The sequence below is a fragment of the Burkholderia guangdongensis genome (assembly GCF_013403875.1).
GTDB classification, from domain to species: Bacteria; Pseudomonadota; Gammaproteobacteria; order Burkholderiales; family Burkholderiaceae; genus Burkholderia; species Burkholderia guangdongensis.
Genome location: NZ_JACBNX010000003.1, coordinates 178,933 through 195,092, shown reverse-complemented (window position 1 = coordinate 195,092; position 16,160 = coordinate 178,933). Strand labels below are relative to the sequence as shown.

The 16,160-nt window shown below is 64.1% G+C and carries 15 protein-coding genes; 9 read left to right on the top strand and 6 right to left on the bottom strand.

Translation table 11 applies throughout. The features are described 5' to 3' along the window. Positions 1-144 precede the first annotated feature (144 nt). Positions 145-1,380, top strand: a complete 1,236-nt coding sequence (gene hpnI, locus HZI36_RS04615; RefSeq protein WP_179401452.1) for a bacteriohopanetetrol glucosamine biosynthesis glycosyltransferase HpnI — start codon at positions 145-147, stop codon at positions 1,378-1,380. Between the two features lie 135 nt (positions 1,381-1,515). Continuing rightward, complete coding sequence (locus HZI36_RS04610) at positions 1,516-2,496, top strand: lysylphosphatidylglycerol synthase domain-containing protein (protein WP_179401497.1); 981 nt, start codon at positions 1,516-1,518, stop codon at positions 2,494-2,496. Here the strand turns inward: HZI36_RS04610 and HZI36_RS04605 are convergent, their stop codons facing one another. From HZI36_RS04605 to HZI36_RS04595, 3 genes are read right to left on the bottom strand one after another with little or no spacing between them, the layout of a single operon-like run. Further along, positions 2,497-3,519, bottom strand: coding sequence for a hypothetical protein (locus HZI36_RS04605; RefSeq protein ID WP_179401451.1), 1,023 nt, complete (start codon positions 3,517-3,519; stop codon positions 2,497-2,499). Beyond that, positions 3,516-3,668, bottom strand: coding sequence for a hypothetical protein (locus HZI36_RS04600; RefSeq protein WP_179401450.1), 153 nt, complete (start codon positions 3,666-3,668; stop codon positions 3,516-3,518). The genes HZI36_RS04605 and HZI36_RS04600 overlap by 4 nt, the downstream gene beginning before the upstream one ends. A gap of 26 nt (positions 3,669-3,694) precedes the next feature. Further along, a complete protein-coding gene (locus HZI36_RS04595) occupies positions 3,695-3,934 on the bottom strand; it encodes a hypothetical protein (RefSeq protein WP_179401449.1) in 240 nt (79 codons plus the stop codon). A 470-nt stretch (positions 3,935-4,404) separates the two neighbouring features. On the opposite strand from HZI36_RS04595, the gene HZI36_RS04590 reads away from it, so the two are divergent. The 5 genes from HZI36_RS04590 (at position 4,405) to HZI36_RS04570 (ending at position 7,474) form a co-directional block, all read left to right on the top strand. Beyond that, the gene (locus HZI36_RS04590) at positions 4,405-4,617 is read left to right on the top strand and encodes a hypothetical protein (RefSeq protein ID WP_179401448.1); all 213 of its coding nucleotides are present in this window, start codon (positions 4,405-4,407) and stop codon (positions 4,615-4,617) included. Positions 4,618-4,823: 206 nt separating this feature from the next. Beyond that, on the top strand, positions 4,824-5,237 hold the full coding sequence (locus tag HZI36_RS04585) for a hypothetical protein (RefSeq protein WP_179401297.1): 414 nt from the start codon (positions 4,824-4,826) through the stop codon (positions 5,235-5,237). A gap of 183 nt (positions 5,238-5,420) precedes the next feature. Continuing rightward, complete coding sequence (locus tag HZI36_RS04580; protein ID WP_179401447.1) at positions 5,421-5,957, top strand: GNAT family N-acetyltransferase; 537 nt, start codon at positions 5,421-5,423, stop codon at positions 5,955-5,957. Between the two features lie 109 nt (positions 5,958-6,066). Further along, positions 6,067-6,693 carry a methyltransferase domain-containing protein gene (locus tag HZI36_RS04575; protein WP_179401446.1) on the top strand — a complete coding sequence of 209 codons (627 nt, stop codon included), beginning with the start codon at positions 6,067-6,069 and terminating at the stop codon, positions 6,691-6,693. Between the two features lie 154 nt (positions 6,694-6,847). Next, positions 6,848-7,474, top strand: a complete 627-nt coding sequence (locus HZI36_RS04570) for a 2OG-Fe(II) oxygenase family protein (RefSeq protein ID WP_179401445.1) — start codon at positions 6,848-6,850, stop codon at positions 7,472-7,474. Between the two features lie 161 nt (positions 7,475-7,635). On the opposite strand, the gene HZI36_RS04565 is transcribed toward HZI36_RS04570, so the two are convergent. Further along, positions 7,636-8,406, bottom strand: coding sequence for an alpha/beta hydrolase (locus HZI36_RS04565; RefSeq protein ID WP_179401444.1), 771 nt, complete (start codon positions 8,404-8,406; stop codon positions 7,636-7,638). Between the two features lie 168 nt (positions 8,407-8,574). Between HZI36_RS04565 and HZI36_RS04560 the strand changes: the two genes are divergently transcribed. Beyond that, complete coding sequence (locus tag HZI36_RS04560; protein WP_179401443.1) at positions 8,575-9,180, top strand: TetR/AcrR family transcriptional regulator; 606 nt, start codon at positions 8,575-8,577, stop codon at positions 9,178-9,180. Positions 9,181-9,279: 99 nt separating this feature from the next. Here the strand turns inward: HZI36_RS04560 and mltA are convergent, their stop codons facing one another. Together mltA and HZI36_RS04550 are read right to left on the bottom strand one after the other, a co-directional pair. Continuing rightward, positions 9,280-11,172 (bottom strand): murein transglycosylase A, encoded by a 1,893-nt coding sequence (gene mltA, locus HZI36_RS04555; protein ID WP_246326956.1) that lies wholly within the window; start codon positions 11,170-11,172, stop codon positions 9,280-9,282. A gap of 61 nt (positions 11,173-11,233) precedes the next feature. Next, positions 11,234-13,486, bottom strand: coding sequence for a serine/threonine-protein kinase (locus tag HZI36_RS04550; protein WP_179401442.1), 2,253 nt, complete (start codon positions 13,484-13,486; stop codon positions 11,234-11,236). A gap of 446 nt (positions 13,487-13,932) precedes the next feature. Between HZI36_RS04550 and HZI36_RS04545 the strand changes: the two genes are divergently transcribed. After that, positions 13,933-16,155, top strand: coding sequence for a CHAT domain-containing protein (locus HZI36_RS04545; RefSeq protein ID WP_246326955.1), 2,223 nt, complete (start codon positions 13,933-13,935; stop codon positions 16,153-16,155). Positions 16,156-16,160: the final 5 nt, after the last annotated feature.

Here is a 16,160-nt window from a genome sequence, read left to right as displayed (position 1 = left end):
GCCGCATGCGCGGCTCGTCGACAAGTTGGAGCCAATGACTTCCGGGCTGTAGTAGGATACGTAAAGCCTGCTTCCACATGCTTTACCCGAGACCGGGGCGTAATCGTCCTGCGTATCCCCGTCCCCTCCCGGAGAATTCCGAGCATGAGGCATTTGACGTGGCTTGTCTGCTTGGTCGGCCTGGTCGTCACGCTCGAATTTTTCGATCGTGGTGACATTCCTCATGCGGGTTCCGTTTTTCTGACGGCGATGTCCGTTCTGGCGGGCGTGAGCGCGCTGTTCGGGATCGGCTACACACTGCTGGCCGCGGTGCTGACTCGCCGGTTCTTCGAGCAGCGAACGTCGGAGCCCACGAGCTTTCCGCCCGTCACCGTCGTCAAGCCGATGCACGGCGACGAATGGGCACTGCTCGACAATCTGATCAGCTTTTGCCAGCAGGACTATCCGGGCCCCATACAATTCCTGTTCGGCGTGCATGACAGCGCCGACCCCGCGCTCAAAACGATCGACGCGCTTCGGCTTCTCCATCCGGACGCGCATATCACCGTGGTGACCGATGCGCGTCTGCACGGCCCGAATCGGAAAATGAGCAACATCATCAACATGATGCCGCATGCGCTTCATGAGTTTCTGGTCTTCGCGGATAGCGACGTCAGCGTCGCGCCCGACTATCTGCGTCATGTGATCGGCGAGTTGCAGAAGCCCGATGTGGGCCTCGTGACCTGTGTCTATCGTGGCCGGCCAAGCCCCGGGTTGTGGTCGAGTCTGTCGGCGCAGGCCATCAACTATCACTTTCTCCCCGCCGTGATGACGGGGCTCGCGCTCGGCCTCGCGCGTCCATGCTTTGGCCAGACCATCGCCACGCGCCGTGCGACGCTCGAGAAGATCGGCGGCTTTGCCCCGTTCGTGCATCACCTGGCCGAAGACAATGCGATCGGCGAGGCTGTCCGCATGGCTGGCGCGAAAGTCGCCATTCCACCGCTCGCGGTGTCGCATATCTGCGACCAGGCGAGTGCGATGACGCTGGCCGCGCATGAGCTGCGCTGGAGCCGGACCATCCGCGCAGTCGACCCGGCCGGCCATTTGGGGTCAGTGCTGACGCATCCGTTTCCGCTCGCGTTGCTGACACTCGCGCTGTCCGGCGCCGCCGAATGGACGTGGGCGCTCGTGCCGGCCGCGCTGCTGGCCAGGATCGTGCTGAAACTGCAGTCGGACACCGCGTTGCTGGAACCTCGCCGTGATTTCTGGGTGCTGCCATTGACGGATATCGCATCGTTCGCGATCCTGATCGCCAGTTTTTTCTCGACCCGCGTGGTCTGGCGCGGCTCTACCTTCGAAGTGGAACCCGACGGCATGCTGCGTTCGGTTCAGGACAAGTGAAGCATGAGTCGAACGACGCTCGACGGCCGTGCCGATCCGATCCATGAAGTGGCGCGCGAACATGCGCCCGACTCGTTGCCTGCTCCCCGGAGCGATCCCGCCGAGCCGGCGTCTCTTCTCAACGCCGGTGGCGCGATGAAGCATGTGGGCCGGGCCGCCGCATTCGTGGGCCTGGTCGTCTCGTTCTGGCTGATCTGGCGCGAGGACGCCAGCGCGGTGCTGGCGTTGATGCGCGCCGCGGGCGCAGGGCTCGTGCTCGCGGGGATCGCGCACGTGTTGCCGATGCTCGCCAATGCGAAGGATTGGCAATTGCTGATGCGAGGCCCGGTGCGGCCTGGACTGGGTGCCGTGCTCGGTCTGGTGTGGATTCGGGAGTCCGTGAACGGCTTGCTGCCCGTGGCTCGAATCGGCGGCGAAATCGTCTCGTTCCGCGTGATGCGGCGTTGGGGCATGCGGCCGTCGACGGTGGTCGCGAGTCTGATCGTCGATACCCAGCTTACCCTGATCAGCCAGCTGATTTTCGCGACTGCCGGCATCGCTTATTTGCTTGGTCATGCGGCGTCCGGTTCGCTGCACGTTGCAGCGGATTTTGCGTGGGGGCTGGTTGTGCTGACCCCGGTGCTGGTCCTGTTTTCGCTGGTGCAGCACGCCAGTCCGTTCGAGCGGATGACGCAATTTCTCAACCGCATGACGAGCGGCAAGCTCGCGGCGCTGCTCGGCGAATCCGCGCGCATCGATCAGTCGATCAAACGGATCTGGCGGCAGAGGGGAATCGTGACGCGGTATCTGTTTGTCTGGCAGACGGTTCAGTGCCTGGCGACGGCGTTCGAGATCTGGCTCGCGCTGTATTTTCTGGGCGCGAAGGTGAGTTTTCTGGAGGCGTTCGTTCTCGAGGCGTTGATTCAGGCGTTGAGTAGCGTTGCGTTTTTTGTTCCCGGTGCGCTTGGTGTTCAGGAGGGCGGTTTTTTGCTGATCGGGACGGCGCTCGGGCTTGACCCGCAGATCTGTCTGGCGCTCGCGGGGGCCCGGCGTGTTCGGGACTTGATTATTTTTCTGCCGGGGTTGTTCGCTTGGCAAATGATGGAATGGCGGCGGGTGGGACGGGCGACTCAATAATCACTTGACCTCTGCCTGCCCATGATACGGCTCGCAACCCTTCCGATCCGCCTCTGAAGGCGGACCGTGCTGGGCTGCATCCATCCAGCCCAGGTTAAATTGAGTATGGCTGTAATGGCACAGCAGCGTTGGCCTGGTAGGCACGGTCTTGCTATCCACCGTCAAGGTGTCCAGTTTGAGTGGCACTGAAGGAAACATGACATCAGCCAGCGCAATCTGGTTGGCGTAATGTTTGATGTTGTATTTATCTGTCCACCATTTCACCGCATTGCCGGATACGACGCGATAACCATGGGGAATCATATTGGGTCCGGAGTAATATAATGCCATTGGCTGGTTCAGTCGCGCATCGTCGCTGGCTTCAAATTGAAACAATTTGCTTGGAATAAATAGGTCGGTGGGAGGATTTTTTCTGTCTGAATTGAATTTTGGCTGATTCGCAAAAATCCATTGATGATCGTCATCGTAAATCACTAGCTGCACATCTATATTCACTGGATGTGCGAGATCATTAAAATCTTCAATCTTTGTATAACGGTTGTCCAGTGCCGGTCCATTGATGTTATTGTTGTCGACCAGATTTTTCGGGTTTGAAAGCACGATTTCAGGGTAGTCGTCAAACGAACCCATCAAGCGATATTTCGTACCGGGCACATAGGCAGAGAGCGGGCGACGCATGGGCAGATTCGCGCCCTGGACTCTCCAGCTAACCTCACGAGCTTCAAGAAGGTTTTTCCAGTCGGGAGGTGTCCCGCTCTTCAAGGCAACCAGCTGTTGCCGATAACACCAATCCTCGTGGCTGCCACATTCCTGATACAGGTAAAGATTAATGCCGTCGTTTTCCAGTGTCAGCCACGGGCGTGGGTCGGCAGGAATGCTGTAAACCTTGTCATATTTTTCCGTCTCGATATTCGGCACGATCATGGGTGGGCAGCCTGCCAGTAACGCACTTATCGGCACCAGTGCAAGCCATTTGGCCCTTTGCAGATATTTCAATTTAAAAGTCAAAGGCTCGCGGTTCATAATGTCCTGTCATTGTTGAGTTGGCGTTTTTGATCTTGAAAATTGTTTTGCATGTCGCCGACGCCCTCAGCGGCCTCGGGGCGCTCGGCGTCAAGTATAAGCTGGCCGACTGCTACTATATGACCGATTGCGCTGGATAGAGCAATCATGACGGTGTCAAAACGTTCGCCAGACCTCAGCAGCCGAACGCTACGAAACTCGAGCAAGCGGACATCGGGAATATGCAGCCCCGCGCATAGCCCGGCAACTGGCGGCCGTTCACTATGACGGTGTGATACGAGTCACCATGCGGTGGCTCCCCTTCGTATTTCAGTGCTATCTCGTAGTTGCCGTCCGGCGGTATCAGTACATGGTCACCCATGCCGGCCCAGTGGCTAAGCGCTTTCTCCGTAAACTGGATCTTGTGCGATTCCATCTGGGTTGTTCAATGCCGTGGCTAAAGGAGATGGGTTTGTCTCGTGCGTTGGTTATCCGCAGGCGCGACAGCTATATAGTCCGCCTCGTCTCGCCATGCCGATGAGCGAAGAAAACGGGCTTGAGACAACGACCCAAAATGCAACTGCCTTACACGTGCCGCTGCATCATTGGAGCGACGCTTGCAGGTACGTCGGTGGGGTGGGTGCTCATGTGGCCGGGAAAAGTTGCTTTGGCCGCGTGAGTTTACAGCGCTCCCGACATGCAAGCGCGAAGTTCGCCATTCGGCCAGTTGCCGGAGATCACGACTGGCTGGTGCCGACCAGGAACGGTCGTTCGACACCGTGACTCAAATCGTCCACAATTGCCCTCACAAGCATCTCAAAGGCGCATACCAACAAAGTGGTTCGCCGTCGCTTGATAACCGTCTATCGACGGCACATTAGATCAAGCAGATCAGCCGGGGGATACATGACTATTCAGAGTGCAATTGTCCGGGCGGCGGCATTGGCTGCCGTGCTTTACGCCATGAATCGCCTTAAAGAGCGGCGCAATGCCGGCGATATCATGCCCAAACCGACGAATTTCACGACCCGGCGCGTTGCAGGGATTGTGATAGGGCTGATCATATTTGCCTTGATTGCATACTCTGAGCGGCATCTGATAGCGGCGACTTTCGGTTAGCAGCGAAGCGCGGGCTTTGACGGAGTGGAAGCAAGATGATCCACGACGCTTTGTACTTCCTTTCGAACTGTTCGAAGGCCTGCTCATGGGCAGCATGTGCTGATCGCGTCGGGCGGTAATCGGCCACATCGAGACGTTCGACAGAGCGGCTTGAATCGCTGACAATCGACGCGTTGACGCCGGAAGCCGCGATGCTAGGACGTAATATGCCAAACGATCTGAACCAGGCAGCCTATTGGGTTTCGTTTATACTTGAGCACTGCCCGTTTCCAAATCGAGACGCGCTTGCGGCGCAGTTCGCGAATGCAGAGATACTCAGACTCTGTGAATGTGGATGCAACAGTTTTGGCCTGTCGCTGGCCGCGCCCGATAAAGTTCCTCCCATAGCCATCGCTTCGAGTGGACAGCCTTATCGCATGGTGTTTGAAGCGAACTTCCGGGATCGGAGGGAACCGGAAGGTTGGGGGTCGATTGAGATTCTGCTCTTTGCCGACGAGTCAGGTCATCTAGCCGATGTCGAAATCGACTATTGCGGAAACGGCATACCCATCCCTGAAAGTCTGGATCTGGAAATCACGCCTTATAACGTCTTCGTCAGCGAATCGCTCATTGAGAATTAAGCTGGAATTGCGCATGCCGGTCCGGACGGTGAATGACCGCTATTGAGCAGATCGAGTGGCTGCAATGGGTCGACTACTGCCGACCACATTGGGCAGTAGCCGGCCAGTTTGCGGCATTCGACGCCACCTCGCAATTCGTCGACAATTGACGCTAAGTAAGCGGCGAAAGGTCGAGGCAACCCTATGAGAATCGATGCAGCGCCATGTTCCGGACACGCTGAGGTATCACTGCGGCAACTCGAGAAATCGGATGTTGAGGCCTGGTACGAGTATCTGCGGCTACCGGAAGTGTTCCGGCATACGAGCTGGAACTTACGGTCGAGCGATGATCTTCGAGCGATGTTTGATGAATTGGATTCGGCGTCAGCCGACTCCACGCGACGTCTTGCCATTGTCGACAACCGTAGCCAGCAGCTGATTGGCACGGTCGGTTTTCATACGGTTTCCAGTGTGAATCACACGGCTGAAATCGCCTATGACCTGTCGCCTGTCCATTGGGGTAAGGGGATTGCAAGCGCGGTATGCGCGGCTGTCACGGCATGGTCGTTTTCCGCTTACGGATTCGTGCGGGTGCAAGCGACGGTTTTGCAAACCAATTCTCGTTCGACGGAAGTACTTCGGCGTTGTCGATTTCGATATGAAGGCCTAATGCGTGCCTACCGGATGGTTCGCGGAACTCCCGGGGATTTTGCTCTCTACTCGAGGCTACCGGACGACTAGGCAAGTCTTCGACCGACCACGACCGGCGAGTTCCAGACATTGGGCGGGCGGCACTGAACTGGCAACAATCTGGCAAACTGCGCGAAACACCGATACTGGGAGAGCGGTGGTGTCCATCAATGTAAGCGGCACGGAAGGCTACGCGGAGAATGCACAATCGCTCATCGAGCAATGGCAAGACATCTCGTTTGCTGAACACCACGAGCCCATCATGCATCTCGTTCCGACGCACCCGGCTTGCATTCTTGATATTGGAGCCGGTATCGGAACCGACGCCGCTGCTTTTGCGGCGATGGGGCATTCAGTCGTAGCCGTCGAACCGGTGGACGCGTTGCGCTTTGCCGGAATCAGGCAGCATCCGTCTCCCCGGATTGAATGGCTGGACGATAGCCTGCCGGATCTCGCGATCCTGCGTTCGAGACGAAATGAATTTGACTTCGCGATGCTGTCGGCCGTTTGGATGCACCTTGACGAAGACGAGCGTCATCGGGCGATGCCGAACGTCAGCGCTCTCCTGTGTGAGGGTGCCATGCTAGTCCTGTCCTTGCGTCACGGCCCGGTTCCGAAAGGACGGCGGATGTTCGACGTTTCGGCGGAGGAGACCATTCAACTCGCAAATGCTTATCGTTTGCGAACTCTGCTGAACGTCCAGACCGAATCCATGCAGCCCGGAAATCGGCACATGGGCGTGACGTGGACTCGCCTGGCTTTCGTCAAAGACGGCGCACGGGGCTAGCCTTGGCAATCAGCATCAGACGGTAGACGGTCAGAACGCGTCATTCGCTGTAACCGCGACTTGGCCATCCAAGGGTCTGCTTCATTCCGGAAACGGCTGTTCCACGCCTATAGTGATGGATGAGCGTCCCGACTAGCGCGTTGCGCAACCGGCAATGGAAGCCTCCGCTCCGGATATCGTCCGACTTTTCCCGACTTTCGTTTGGCGGCGTCTCCTCGAGCAGGCGTGCTACGAGCCGCTTGATCGGGAGCTGATGGCGTACGTCGACACCTTGATCTGCAGCGGCAGCGGCATCCGTACCGGCGCCGCGTGGCAATCTGGTCACCAGCAACATGAAAAGCCGGAGTTTTCCGAGTTGATCGCGCATATCGGACGGGCTGCGCGCGACGTACTCGCGTTTCTCAAAGTCGCAGATGCCCCGTTTCACATTACCGGATGCTGGGTCAATGTGCTGGATCCAGGCGGGACACACGCGATGCACAGCCATCCCAACAATTTCCTGAGCGGCGTGTATTACCTGCGCTCGCAAGCGGGTGCCGACACGATCAATTTTCATGATCCGCGCCCGCAGACGACCATCATTCGTCCGCCCGTGACTGAGTTGACGGCTTACAACACCGATCTGGTGGTATTGCCAGTCAGCGAAGGCACGTTGTTGCTGTTTCCAGCCTGGCTACAGCATTCGGTGTCAGCGAACACAAGTGCGCAAGCACGCGTGAGCGTCAGCTTCAACATCATGTTTGCTGACTATGACATCACCATGAGTCCACCGCTCTGGTGAAATTGGAACGCGATGTCGGCGACCGCAAGCCTTTGCCGGGAAAGTCAGCGCGGTGCGACTTATCCCTCTGTCTCATACGGCCCGTATTTCGAGCCGCTTGCCGAGTGAGGCAAGCGCCGCCTCGGCCCCTATCGCGGCCGAAGGCGGCGCGTCACGTTTCGTCATTCTTTGCCGGACTGCGCTGCAGCTTGCTCGATCAGCTTCGCGATCTTGGCCGGGTGCGACATGTAGGCCACGTGGCTCGAGTTGATCTCGATGGTCTTGCTGCCTGCGCGCTGGGTCATGAAGCGCTCCAGATCGGGATTGATCGCACGGTCAGCGGTTGCCACGACGGCCCAGCTCGGCTTCGTTCTCCACGCGGCGTGCGTGATCGGAACACCGAACGATTGCGCGGCGGGCGTCACCTGCGAGATGGCCATGAAGCTGGTTTCGGCGGCGGGCAGGTCGGCGGCGAAGTCCTCGTGGAAATTGGCCGGATCGATGTACAGGTGGCCGTCGGCGGTCGCCTTGATGGCCTTGGTGGCAGGCGGCATTTTCTTGGTCAGATCGAGCGGGCTTTCTCCCGTGTCCGGCTGGAACGCGGCCACATAGACGAGACCCGCGACCTTGTCGTCGTTGCCGGCCTCGGTCACCACCGCGCCGCCGTAGCTGTGGCCGACAAGAATGCTCGGGCCATCCTGCGCGTCGACGACGCGGGTGGTGGCCTTCACGTCGTCGTCGAATGAAGTTTCCGGCTCCTGCACGACGGAGACCTTGTAGCCGTCGCGTGTCAGTATCTTCGACACGGCCTGCCAGCCCGAGCCGTCGGCGAAATAGCCGTGGACGAGGACGACATTCCTGATCGGCGCAGCCGTGGCGGCCTGCGAGCCGAGAGCGGCGGCGGAAAGGGCAACGGCGGCGGCGATGCGGGTCACATATGAGGAAACCTTCATTTTCATGCTCCAGAGAGTGGGGGACGGAGAAACCGACAGGGCGTCGCCTGATCGATGAAACCATCCTACTAGTAGGATGGTAAAAATACAAGAAAATTTTTGAGGCTGGAAATGGGTCCTCACCCGCGGTAGACTGCCGGGGAATCAACCGACTAGATGGTAGGTAAAATGACAGCGACTGGAAACCTGACGGCAAACAGGATCATTGCCGAGGGGCGGCAACTCATCATGCGTCGCGGCTATAGCGGGTTCAGCTATGCGGACGTCTCGGAAGCGATCAACATCCGCAAGGCGAGCATTCACCACCACTTCCCTGCCAAGACCGATCTCGTGGTGGCGGTGTTGAACGAGTGGCGGGACGCATTTGACGCGGACGTCGCTTCACTCGAGGCGAGCGGTGCCGACGCCATTGCGCAGTTGCGTGCCTACATCGGCCATTGGGAACGCTGCATTGCGGACGACACGGCGCCTTTCTGCGTAGCGGGCATGCTCGGCGCCGAACTTCCGTCGTTGCCTGAGGAAGTCGCGCAAGCGGTGAAAGCGTTCTTCGATAACCTGACTGCGTGGCTCGAGCGGGTGCTGGAATCGGGCGTGAAAAACAACCTCATTGAACTGGGTTCGTCGGTTCAAACCGACGCTGCGACGCTCGTGTCGCTCGTCTACGGTGCGATGCTCGCTGCGCGGGTTCATGGCAACGTCGCGCTATTCAAGGACGTGACCGAACGCGCGGTGGAACGGCTGGTGAAGCCGCGCAAACGCGCACGATCCGCTTGAGTGACGTCATGGTGACGTTGGTCGATCGTCCCCGCGAACTGTGAACGCCCGACGTTCGTCCCGGTGACCACCGGGGTGCGTCACAACAGCAGCCATCGCTCACGGCGCATCGTCGACGCAGAAATCCGGATCGCTGACCACGCAATCCGCATTCGACGCGGCCGGCCCGCCCACGCCGCGCGTCTTCAGCGTCGCGTCCTGCGCGGCGATATGCAGCCCCTTCGGTAGCAGTACCCACATCCGCAGACGTTCCTTCGTGTGGCTCGCCTCCGTCTGCGCCGTCTGGCCGAAACCGTAGAAGTAATCGGCCCGCACCGCGCCGCGAATCGCACCGCCCGAATCCTGAGCCATCATCAGCCGGTCGATCGTGCCGGGCGCCTGCGGATCGCCGCCCGCCGCGACGAATACCGGCGCGCCGAGCGGCGTCGTGCGCGGATCGACCGCGACCGAGCGCCCCGCCGACAGCGGCACGCCGAGCGCGCCGACCGGCCCGTTCGGCGAATCCGGAATCGGCCGGAAGAACACGTAGCTCGGGTCCGACGTCGCGAAGCCGTGGCGGATCGGCGTGCCGCCCGCCGGCGGCGCCGCGTCGCCGGCCGTGCCGCCGACGCTCGCGGCCGCGAGCTTGAAGCCGCGCAGCAGCGGCGACACCGGCGCGTCGTCGCCGGATGCGTCGTCGCCGGACGGCGCGGGCGCGGCCGATGCCGACGGATCGTCGTCGGTCACGTCGATGTCCATGTCGATCCCGCGCACGACGAGCTTGTGTCCGCCGGCGCGGTTCGCGACCGGAGGCAGGAACGGGCGGCCGTTCTGCTCCGCGTACGCGAAGCGGCGGATCGTGCCGTCGCGCATCCGGATCTTGCCGGAGCCCTGCACCTGCATCGAATACAGCATCACCGGATCGTCGACGTACGCGAGCACCGGCGCCTTCAGCCCGCCGCGCTCGATCTCCGCGCGCGTGTAGTACGGGACGATGCGACCGTGATCGAGCCGCATCCGGTATTTCTTGTCGCGGACGTCGGCGGTGCCGTCGTGCAGGTCCAGCACGTAGACGCCGTTCGCGCCGGGCACGGCCGGCGGCGCGTCCGCGATCGGCACGATCGTGCGTCCGGCGATCCGCGCGGCCAGCGTGCCGCCGCGCGCGCTCTCTGGCACGCGGCGCGCGTCGAGGTAGAGCATGTCCTCCGGCGTGCCGTAGACCGGATAGATGTACGCGCCGCCGTATTGCTGACTGCCGTTCAGCAGCGGCTCGTAGTAGCCGGTCAGCGTGCCGTCGGTCGAGCGGTCGACGTTGCGGATCTGGTACGCGCTGAAGTACGTCTCGAAGAACTGCCGGATCGCCGCCGCGTTGCGCGCGTCGACCGCGCGCGACGCCGCGCACGGCGCCGACCAGCCGCTGCGCGTGCCGAGCACGCCGCAGCTGCGGCGGAACGCGTCCCACGCGGCGCCCAGGTCGTCGGTGCGCCAGCCCGGCAGGTCCGAGAAGCGGGTGGCTTCGTAGTACGCGTGTCGCGTCGAGAACGCGGACGGGGCGGATGCGTCGGAAGGTGGGGTGGCGACGGGAGCGGCTGCAGCGGTAGGAGCGGCGACGGCGGGGGAGGCCGCAGCGGTAGGGGCGGCGACGGTGGGCGAGGTCGCTTCGGTAGGCGCGGCAACGGTGGGGGAGGCCGTGACAGTGGCGGCGGCAACGGTAGGACCGGCAACGGCCGCCGTGGTAGCGGCGTACTGTGTGGCGCCGGGCTGCGCCGACGGCTTCGCCGCAGCCGACTGCGCGACCGGCATCGCAGGCGCCGCAGACTGCGAACGAGCGACGGTGGTCGGCGCGGGCCTGGCCGCCTCCGTTCCCGTTTCCGGCATCGCGGGTGCGGCCGCTGCCGCGCGCGCCGCAGCCGGCGCTGTCGCCGGCCCGATCGTCACGATGGTCTCCGGGTTGTCGCTCGCGCATCCGGCGAGCGTCGCCGTGGCTATCGTCAGCAGAAGGATGCTTCGCATGGCGCCTCCTTGAGTCGCGGGCGCGCCGGGGCGCGCCACGGGCGGCTGGCTCGGTTGACGGTCAGTTGACGACGTCGATCGTGAACGTCGACGCGCCGAACGTGTCGGGACAATCCGCGACGCTCGCGCCGCAGCGCGGCTTGCCCGCGAACGGCGAATAGCTCGCTGTGCGCCGCGTGGCGGCCGCGCGCCGCGCGTCGGACGGGAACGACGCGAACACGGAGCCGCGATGCAGCCCGCCGTCTGTGAAGTCGCGCGGCACCGGCGACACGATCGCGAGGAAGTGGTTCGGGCCCGCCGGCGCGCCCGCGAGCATCGGCCAGCTGTCGCGCGGCAGGTTCAGCGTCGCGCCAGCGGCGATCGCATTGTTCTTGTCGAGCGCGTTCGGGAACAGCATCAGGTACTGGCCTTCCGGATCGACCATGAACACGTACGCGTAGCCCGCGCGGTTGCTGCCGAGCCGGAATTCCAGATGGTCGTGGTTGATCCGCGCGACCGTGGCGTGCAGCGTCGTCGTGACGTGGAACGACGGGTCGGCGAGCGACGATGCGATCCGCTCGAACTCGCCGTCCGGCGTGTAGCGCGGCAGCGGTGCGGCCGCCGATGGCTGCGCGCTCGCAAGCGACATCGCGGGTGCGGCGGTCGATGGAAGCGCCGACGACGCGGCGCCGGCTGGCGGCGCGGCCGGCTGCGTGGCCGCGATCGATGCGGATGCCGATGGGGGCGTCGATGTCGTCGGTGCCGCTGCGGTCGTTTCCGGTTGAGACTGCGGCTGAGACTGCGATGCGTGGCCGACGGCGGAAGGCGCCGCCGTGGCCGGTGCATGCGCGAGCGTCGAGGAGCCGGTCGTCGGCGACGGCCGCGTCGCCCACCAGCCGCCGATTCCGGCGATGACGATGACGCCGGCCACGATCGCCGCGATCATCGCGGGCCGCTTGCCGCCACCCGCGCGTGCGGGCGGCGCGCTTGCCGCCGGTGCTGCGGTCACTGCGGTCGCTGCAGTCGCGCCGCCACCCGGGCGCGTATTGCCCTGCGTACCGCCCTGCGTACCGCCCTGCGTACCGCCCTGCGTATTGCCTCGCGTATTGTCCCGATTCCCCGGCGCGGACGCGCCCGCCGTCGCCTGCCTCGGCGTTTCACGCGGCATCACGCGCGTGACGTCGTCGTCCGCACGTCCCGCTCCGGTGCCGGCCACGCCGGTGGCTACGCCGCTGTCGCTCCCCGCGTCGCTGTCGACGTCGAGCCCCATCTCCGCCGCCAGCGCGAACACGTCTTGCGGCCTGTCCTGCGGCTGCACCGCGAGCGCACGATCGATCGCGCGCAGGAAGCCGTCCGAATACCGGCCGGCCGCCACGACCGCGAGCGGCTCGTACGTATCGTTCAGCAGCCGCCCGACGGCAGCCGGCGGCGTCTTGCCGAGGATCGCGAAATAGACGACCGCCGCGAGCGCGTACAGGTCCGTCCACGGCCCCTGCTTCATCGACGGCACTTCCGCGTACTGTTCGACCGGCGCGTAACCCGGCTTCAGGATCACGGTCAGCGCCTGCGTCATGTCGCCGATCACGCGCCGCGCGGCGCCGAAGTCGAGCAGCAGCGGCCGGCCGCTGCCCTTCAGCAGCATGATGTTGTCGGGCGCGATGTCGCGGTGGAAACACTGCGCGCGGTGCAGCACCGCGAGCGCCTCGACGAGCGGCGCGAGCAGCGCGCGCAGCCAGTCCTCGTCGGGCGGCGCGGGCATCTGCCGCAGCGCGTCCTTCAGCGTGGCGCCTTCGTAGTACGGCATCACCATATACGCGGTGCCGTTCGCTTCCCAGAACCGGTAGACCTTGACGAGCGACTGGTGGTCGAACTGCGCGAGCAGCCGCGCTTCGTTGATGAAGCTCTTCAGGCCCGCGCGGAACGTCTCCGCGTGCCGCTCCGACTTCACCGTGACCTGCGCGTTGCCGCCGCGCGACGCGAGCGCGGCCGGGATGTATTCCTTCAGCGCGACGCGGCGGCCGAGCTGCGTGTCGTCGGCGAGATAGACGATGCCGAAGCCCCCTTCGCCGATCAGCCGGACGACCTCGAACTCCGCGAGGCGCGTGCCGACCGGCAGCGCGTGCGGCGCGGACGCGAGCGCGGTGGCGGTGGCGGTGGCGGACGTCGACGCGGCGTCGCCGGCCGACGCGCCGGCATCCCCGCTCGCCGGCCGCGCGGCCGGCATCACGAGCGTGCGTTCGTCGGTGGCCTCGGCCTCGGTGTCGGGCGGGGCGGGCGATTCCTCCGGCGCAAGCGGCTGTCGCGCGATCACCGTCTTGTCGTCGGGAGGGGGCATCGGATTCGGGCTCCGTGGTGAAAAGGTGCGACCGGCGTGGGCGACCGGAACATGCTCGTCGAGCGCGCACGCGCCGACCTTACGCGCACGCGCGTATACCTCTGAAGACGAACGACGCCGCCGATTTTGAAAACCCGCGAGGCGCCGCCGCAAAAAATAAATTCGAAAAATAACTGTGCGATGTTTTCAAAACGCGCGGCCGCCGTTCGTTTACGTGATTGAAATCGACGGTCCCTCGCGCACGACGCCCGTTCCGCGAGCAGGCATTCAGGACACGCTGCATTCCTCCACCGCATTCCTCCACCGTTATGCAGGAAGTCGATGTGAATGAACGCCACGATCGTTTGGGCGGGAACGTAGGCCGGGCCATCGGCGCGATGTCGTGCGCCGGTGCGTTGCGGCGTGTGCGGCGTACGGCCGCGCGGCGCGCGCTGGTGTTGGCCGTGATGCAGGTCATGATGCCGGCCGTGATGCTGGGCGCCGAGCTTGTCGCCGCGCTCGGCGCAGCGCTCGTGCCGGTCGCGATCGCGCACGCGGCGTCGCCGGTCGCGGCGGATCAGGCAACCAAGGCTGCCGTCGCGTCACCAGCCGCCGGCGCAACCAACAGCCCAACCAACAGCGCGGACCCTGCCGCCGCCGGCACCTTCGCGTTCCAGCAGAGCGAGGAGCGCGTACGCGACGCGGAGACGCTGAAATCGCTGACCGCCGAAGGCCGCCTGCTGCTGTCGCGCGACAGCGTGAAACTCCCGGCGTACCAGTACTGCAGCATGGCGGTGTCCGCGGCCGAGCGCGGCGACTTCCGCGACAGCGTCGACGCGGCCGCGCGCGCGCTCGTCGTCGCCGAGCAGACCGACAACGCGGATCTCGCCGCGCTGTCGAAGCGCGATCTGGCGATCGCGTACAGCTACGCGGGCGATCTGAACGACGCCGAGCGCTACGCGAAGGACGCCCTCGCGTCGCATCCGAAGGCGCCGGAGCAGGTGTTCGCGCCCGCGAACAAGGTGCTCGGCGACATCGCGCTGCGGCGCGGCGATCCGCACGCGGCGCTCGCCGCGTACGACGACGCGCTGAAGACGGCGTCGCCGCGCTACCGGCCGCTCGTGCTGTTGTCGGTGACGAACGCGCAGATCGCGGCCGGCGACACGGCCGGCGCGCGCAAGACGTTCGACTCGGCGAATCCGCCACCGTCGGCGGATCTCGCGCCCGCCTACCAGCGCATCGAAGGCAACCTGCTGCTCGCGGAAAACAAGCCCGACGACGCGAAGCGCGCGTTCAACGCGCTGCTCGCGAACGACGCGTCGACCGACGCCGACTACGATCGCCTGTGGGCGCACGCGGGGATCGGCCGCGCGGACCTCGCGCTCGGCGACAAGCCGCACGCGCGCGACGCGTACTTGCAGGCCGTCGACGATTCCGAGAAGATCCGCGCGCGGTTTCGTAGCGACGAATTCAAGACGGGCCTGTTCGGCGACACGCAATCGGTGTTCGACGAGTCGATCAAGCTGGCGGTCGACGCGGGTGACTACACGTCCGCATGGAACCTGTCCGAGCGCAGCCGCGCGCGGGCGCTGCTCGACGTCGTGCGCAACCGCGTCGACGCGGGCGTCGACGACCGGCAACTGAACGGCCAGGTGCCGACGCTCGACGCGGTGCGCCGCGCGTTGCGGCCCGACGAGGCGATCGTCGAATTCCACGGGCTGAAGGACGAGCTCGTCGTCTGGGTGATTCGCCGCAAAGGCCTGACAGGCTACACGCTGCCGATCGCGCGCGCGGACCTCGATGCGGCCGTCACCGATTTCCGCAACGCGATCATCCACCGCCGCCCGACCGCGCTCACGTACGGCGCGAAGCTCGACGCGCTGCTGATCGCGCCGCTCGCGCTGCCGAAGTTCGAACGGTTGATCATCGTGCCGCACGGCGCGCTCCACTATCTGCCGTTCCAGGCGCTGCGCGACGCGGACGACTTCCTGATCGAGGGCCACGCGATCGCGCTGGAGCCGTCGACGAGCGTCGCGCTGCAACTGCTCGACCGCCAGCAGCGCGTCGCGAGCAACCTCGTCGCGTTCGGCAATCCGTCGATCACGCCCGCGTACGCGCTGCCCGGCGCGCAGGCGGAGGTCGAGGGGATCGCGCCGCTGTTCGCGACGAAGGAGCTGTTCCTGCAGCGCGCGGCGACGCGCGCGAGCTTCCAGAACAACGCGCCCGCCGGCCGGGTGCTGCACGTCGCGACGCACGCGCAGGCCGACACGATCGATCCGCTGCATTCGCGGATCCTGCTCGCGCCGTCGGCGCAGCCGGCCGACGGCCCCGATTCGCTGCTCGCGAAGGATATCTACAACCTGAAGCTGAACGACGTCGCGCTCGTCACGTTGTCCGCGTGCGAGACGGGGCTCGGGCGCATCGCGCGTGGTGACGAGATCCTCGGCTTCACGCGCGCGTTCTTCTATGCGGGCGCGTCGAGCCTGATCGTGTCGATGTGGCCGGTCGCCGACGAGTCGAGCGCGCTGACGATGCGGACCTTCTACTCGGAACTGACGGGCGGCCGCGAGGCGATCGACGCGATGCGGACCGCGCAGCTCGCGGTGCTGAAGACGCCGCGCTTCGCGCATCCGTTCTTCTGGGCGCCGTTCGATCTGATGGGAGGCTGGCGGCTGACCGTCGCGCACTGATATGA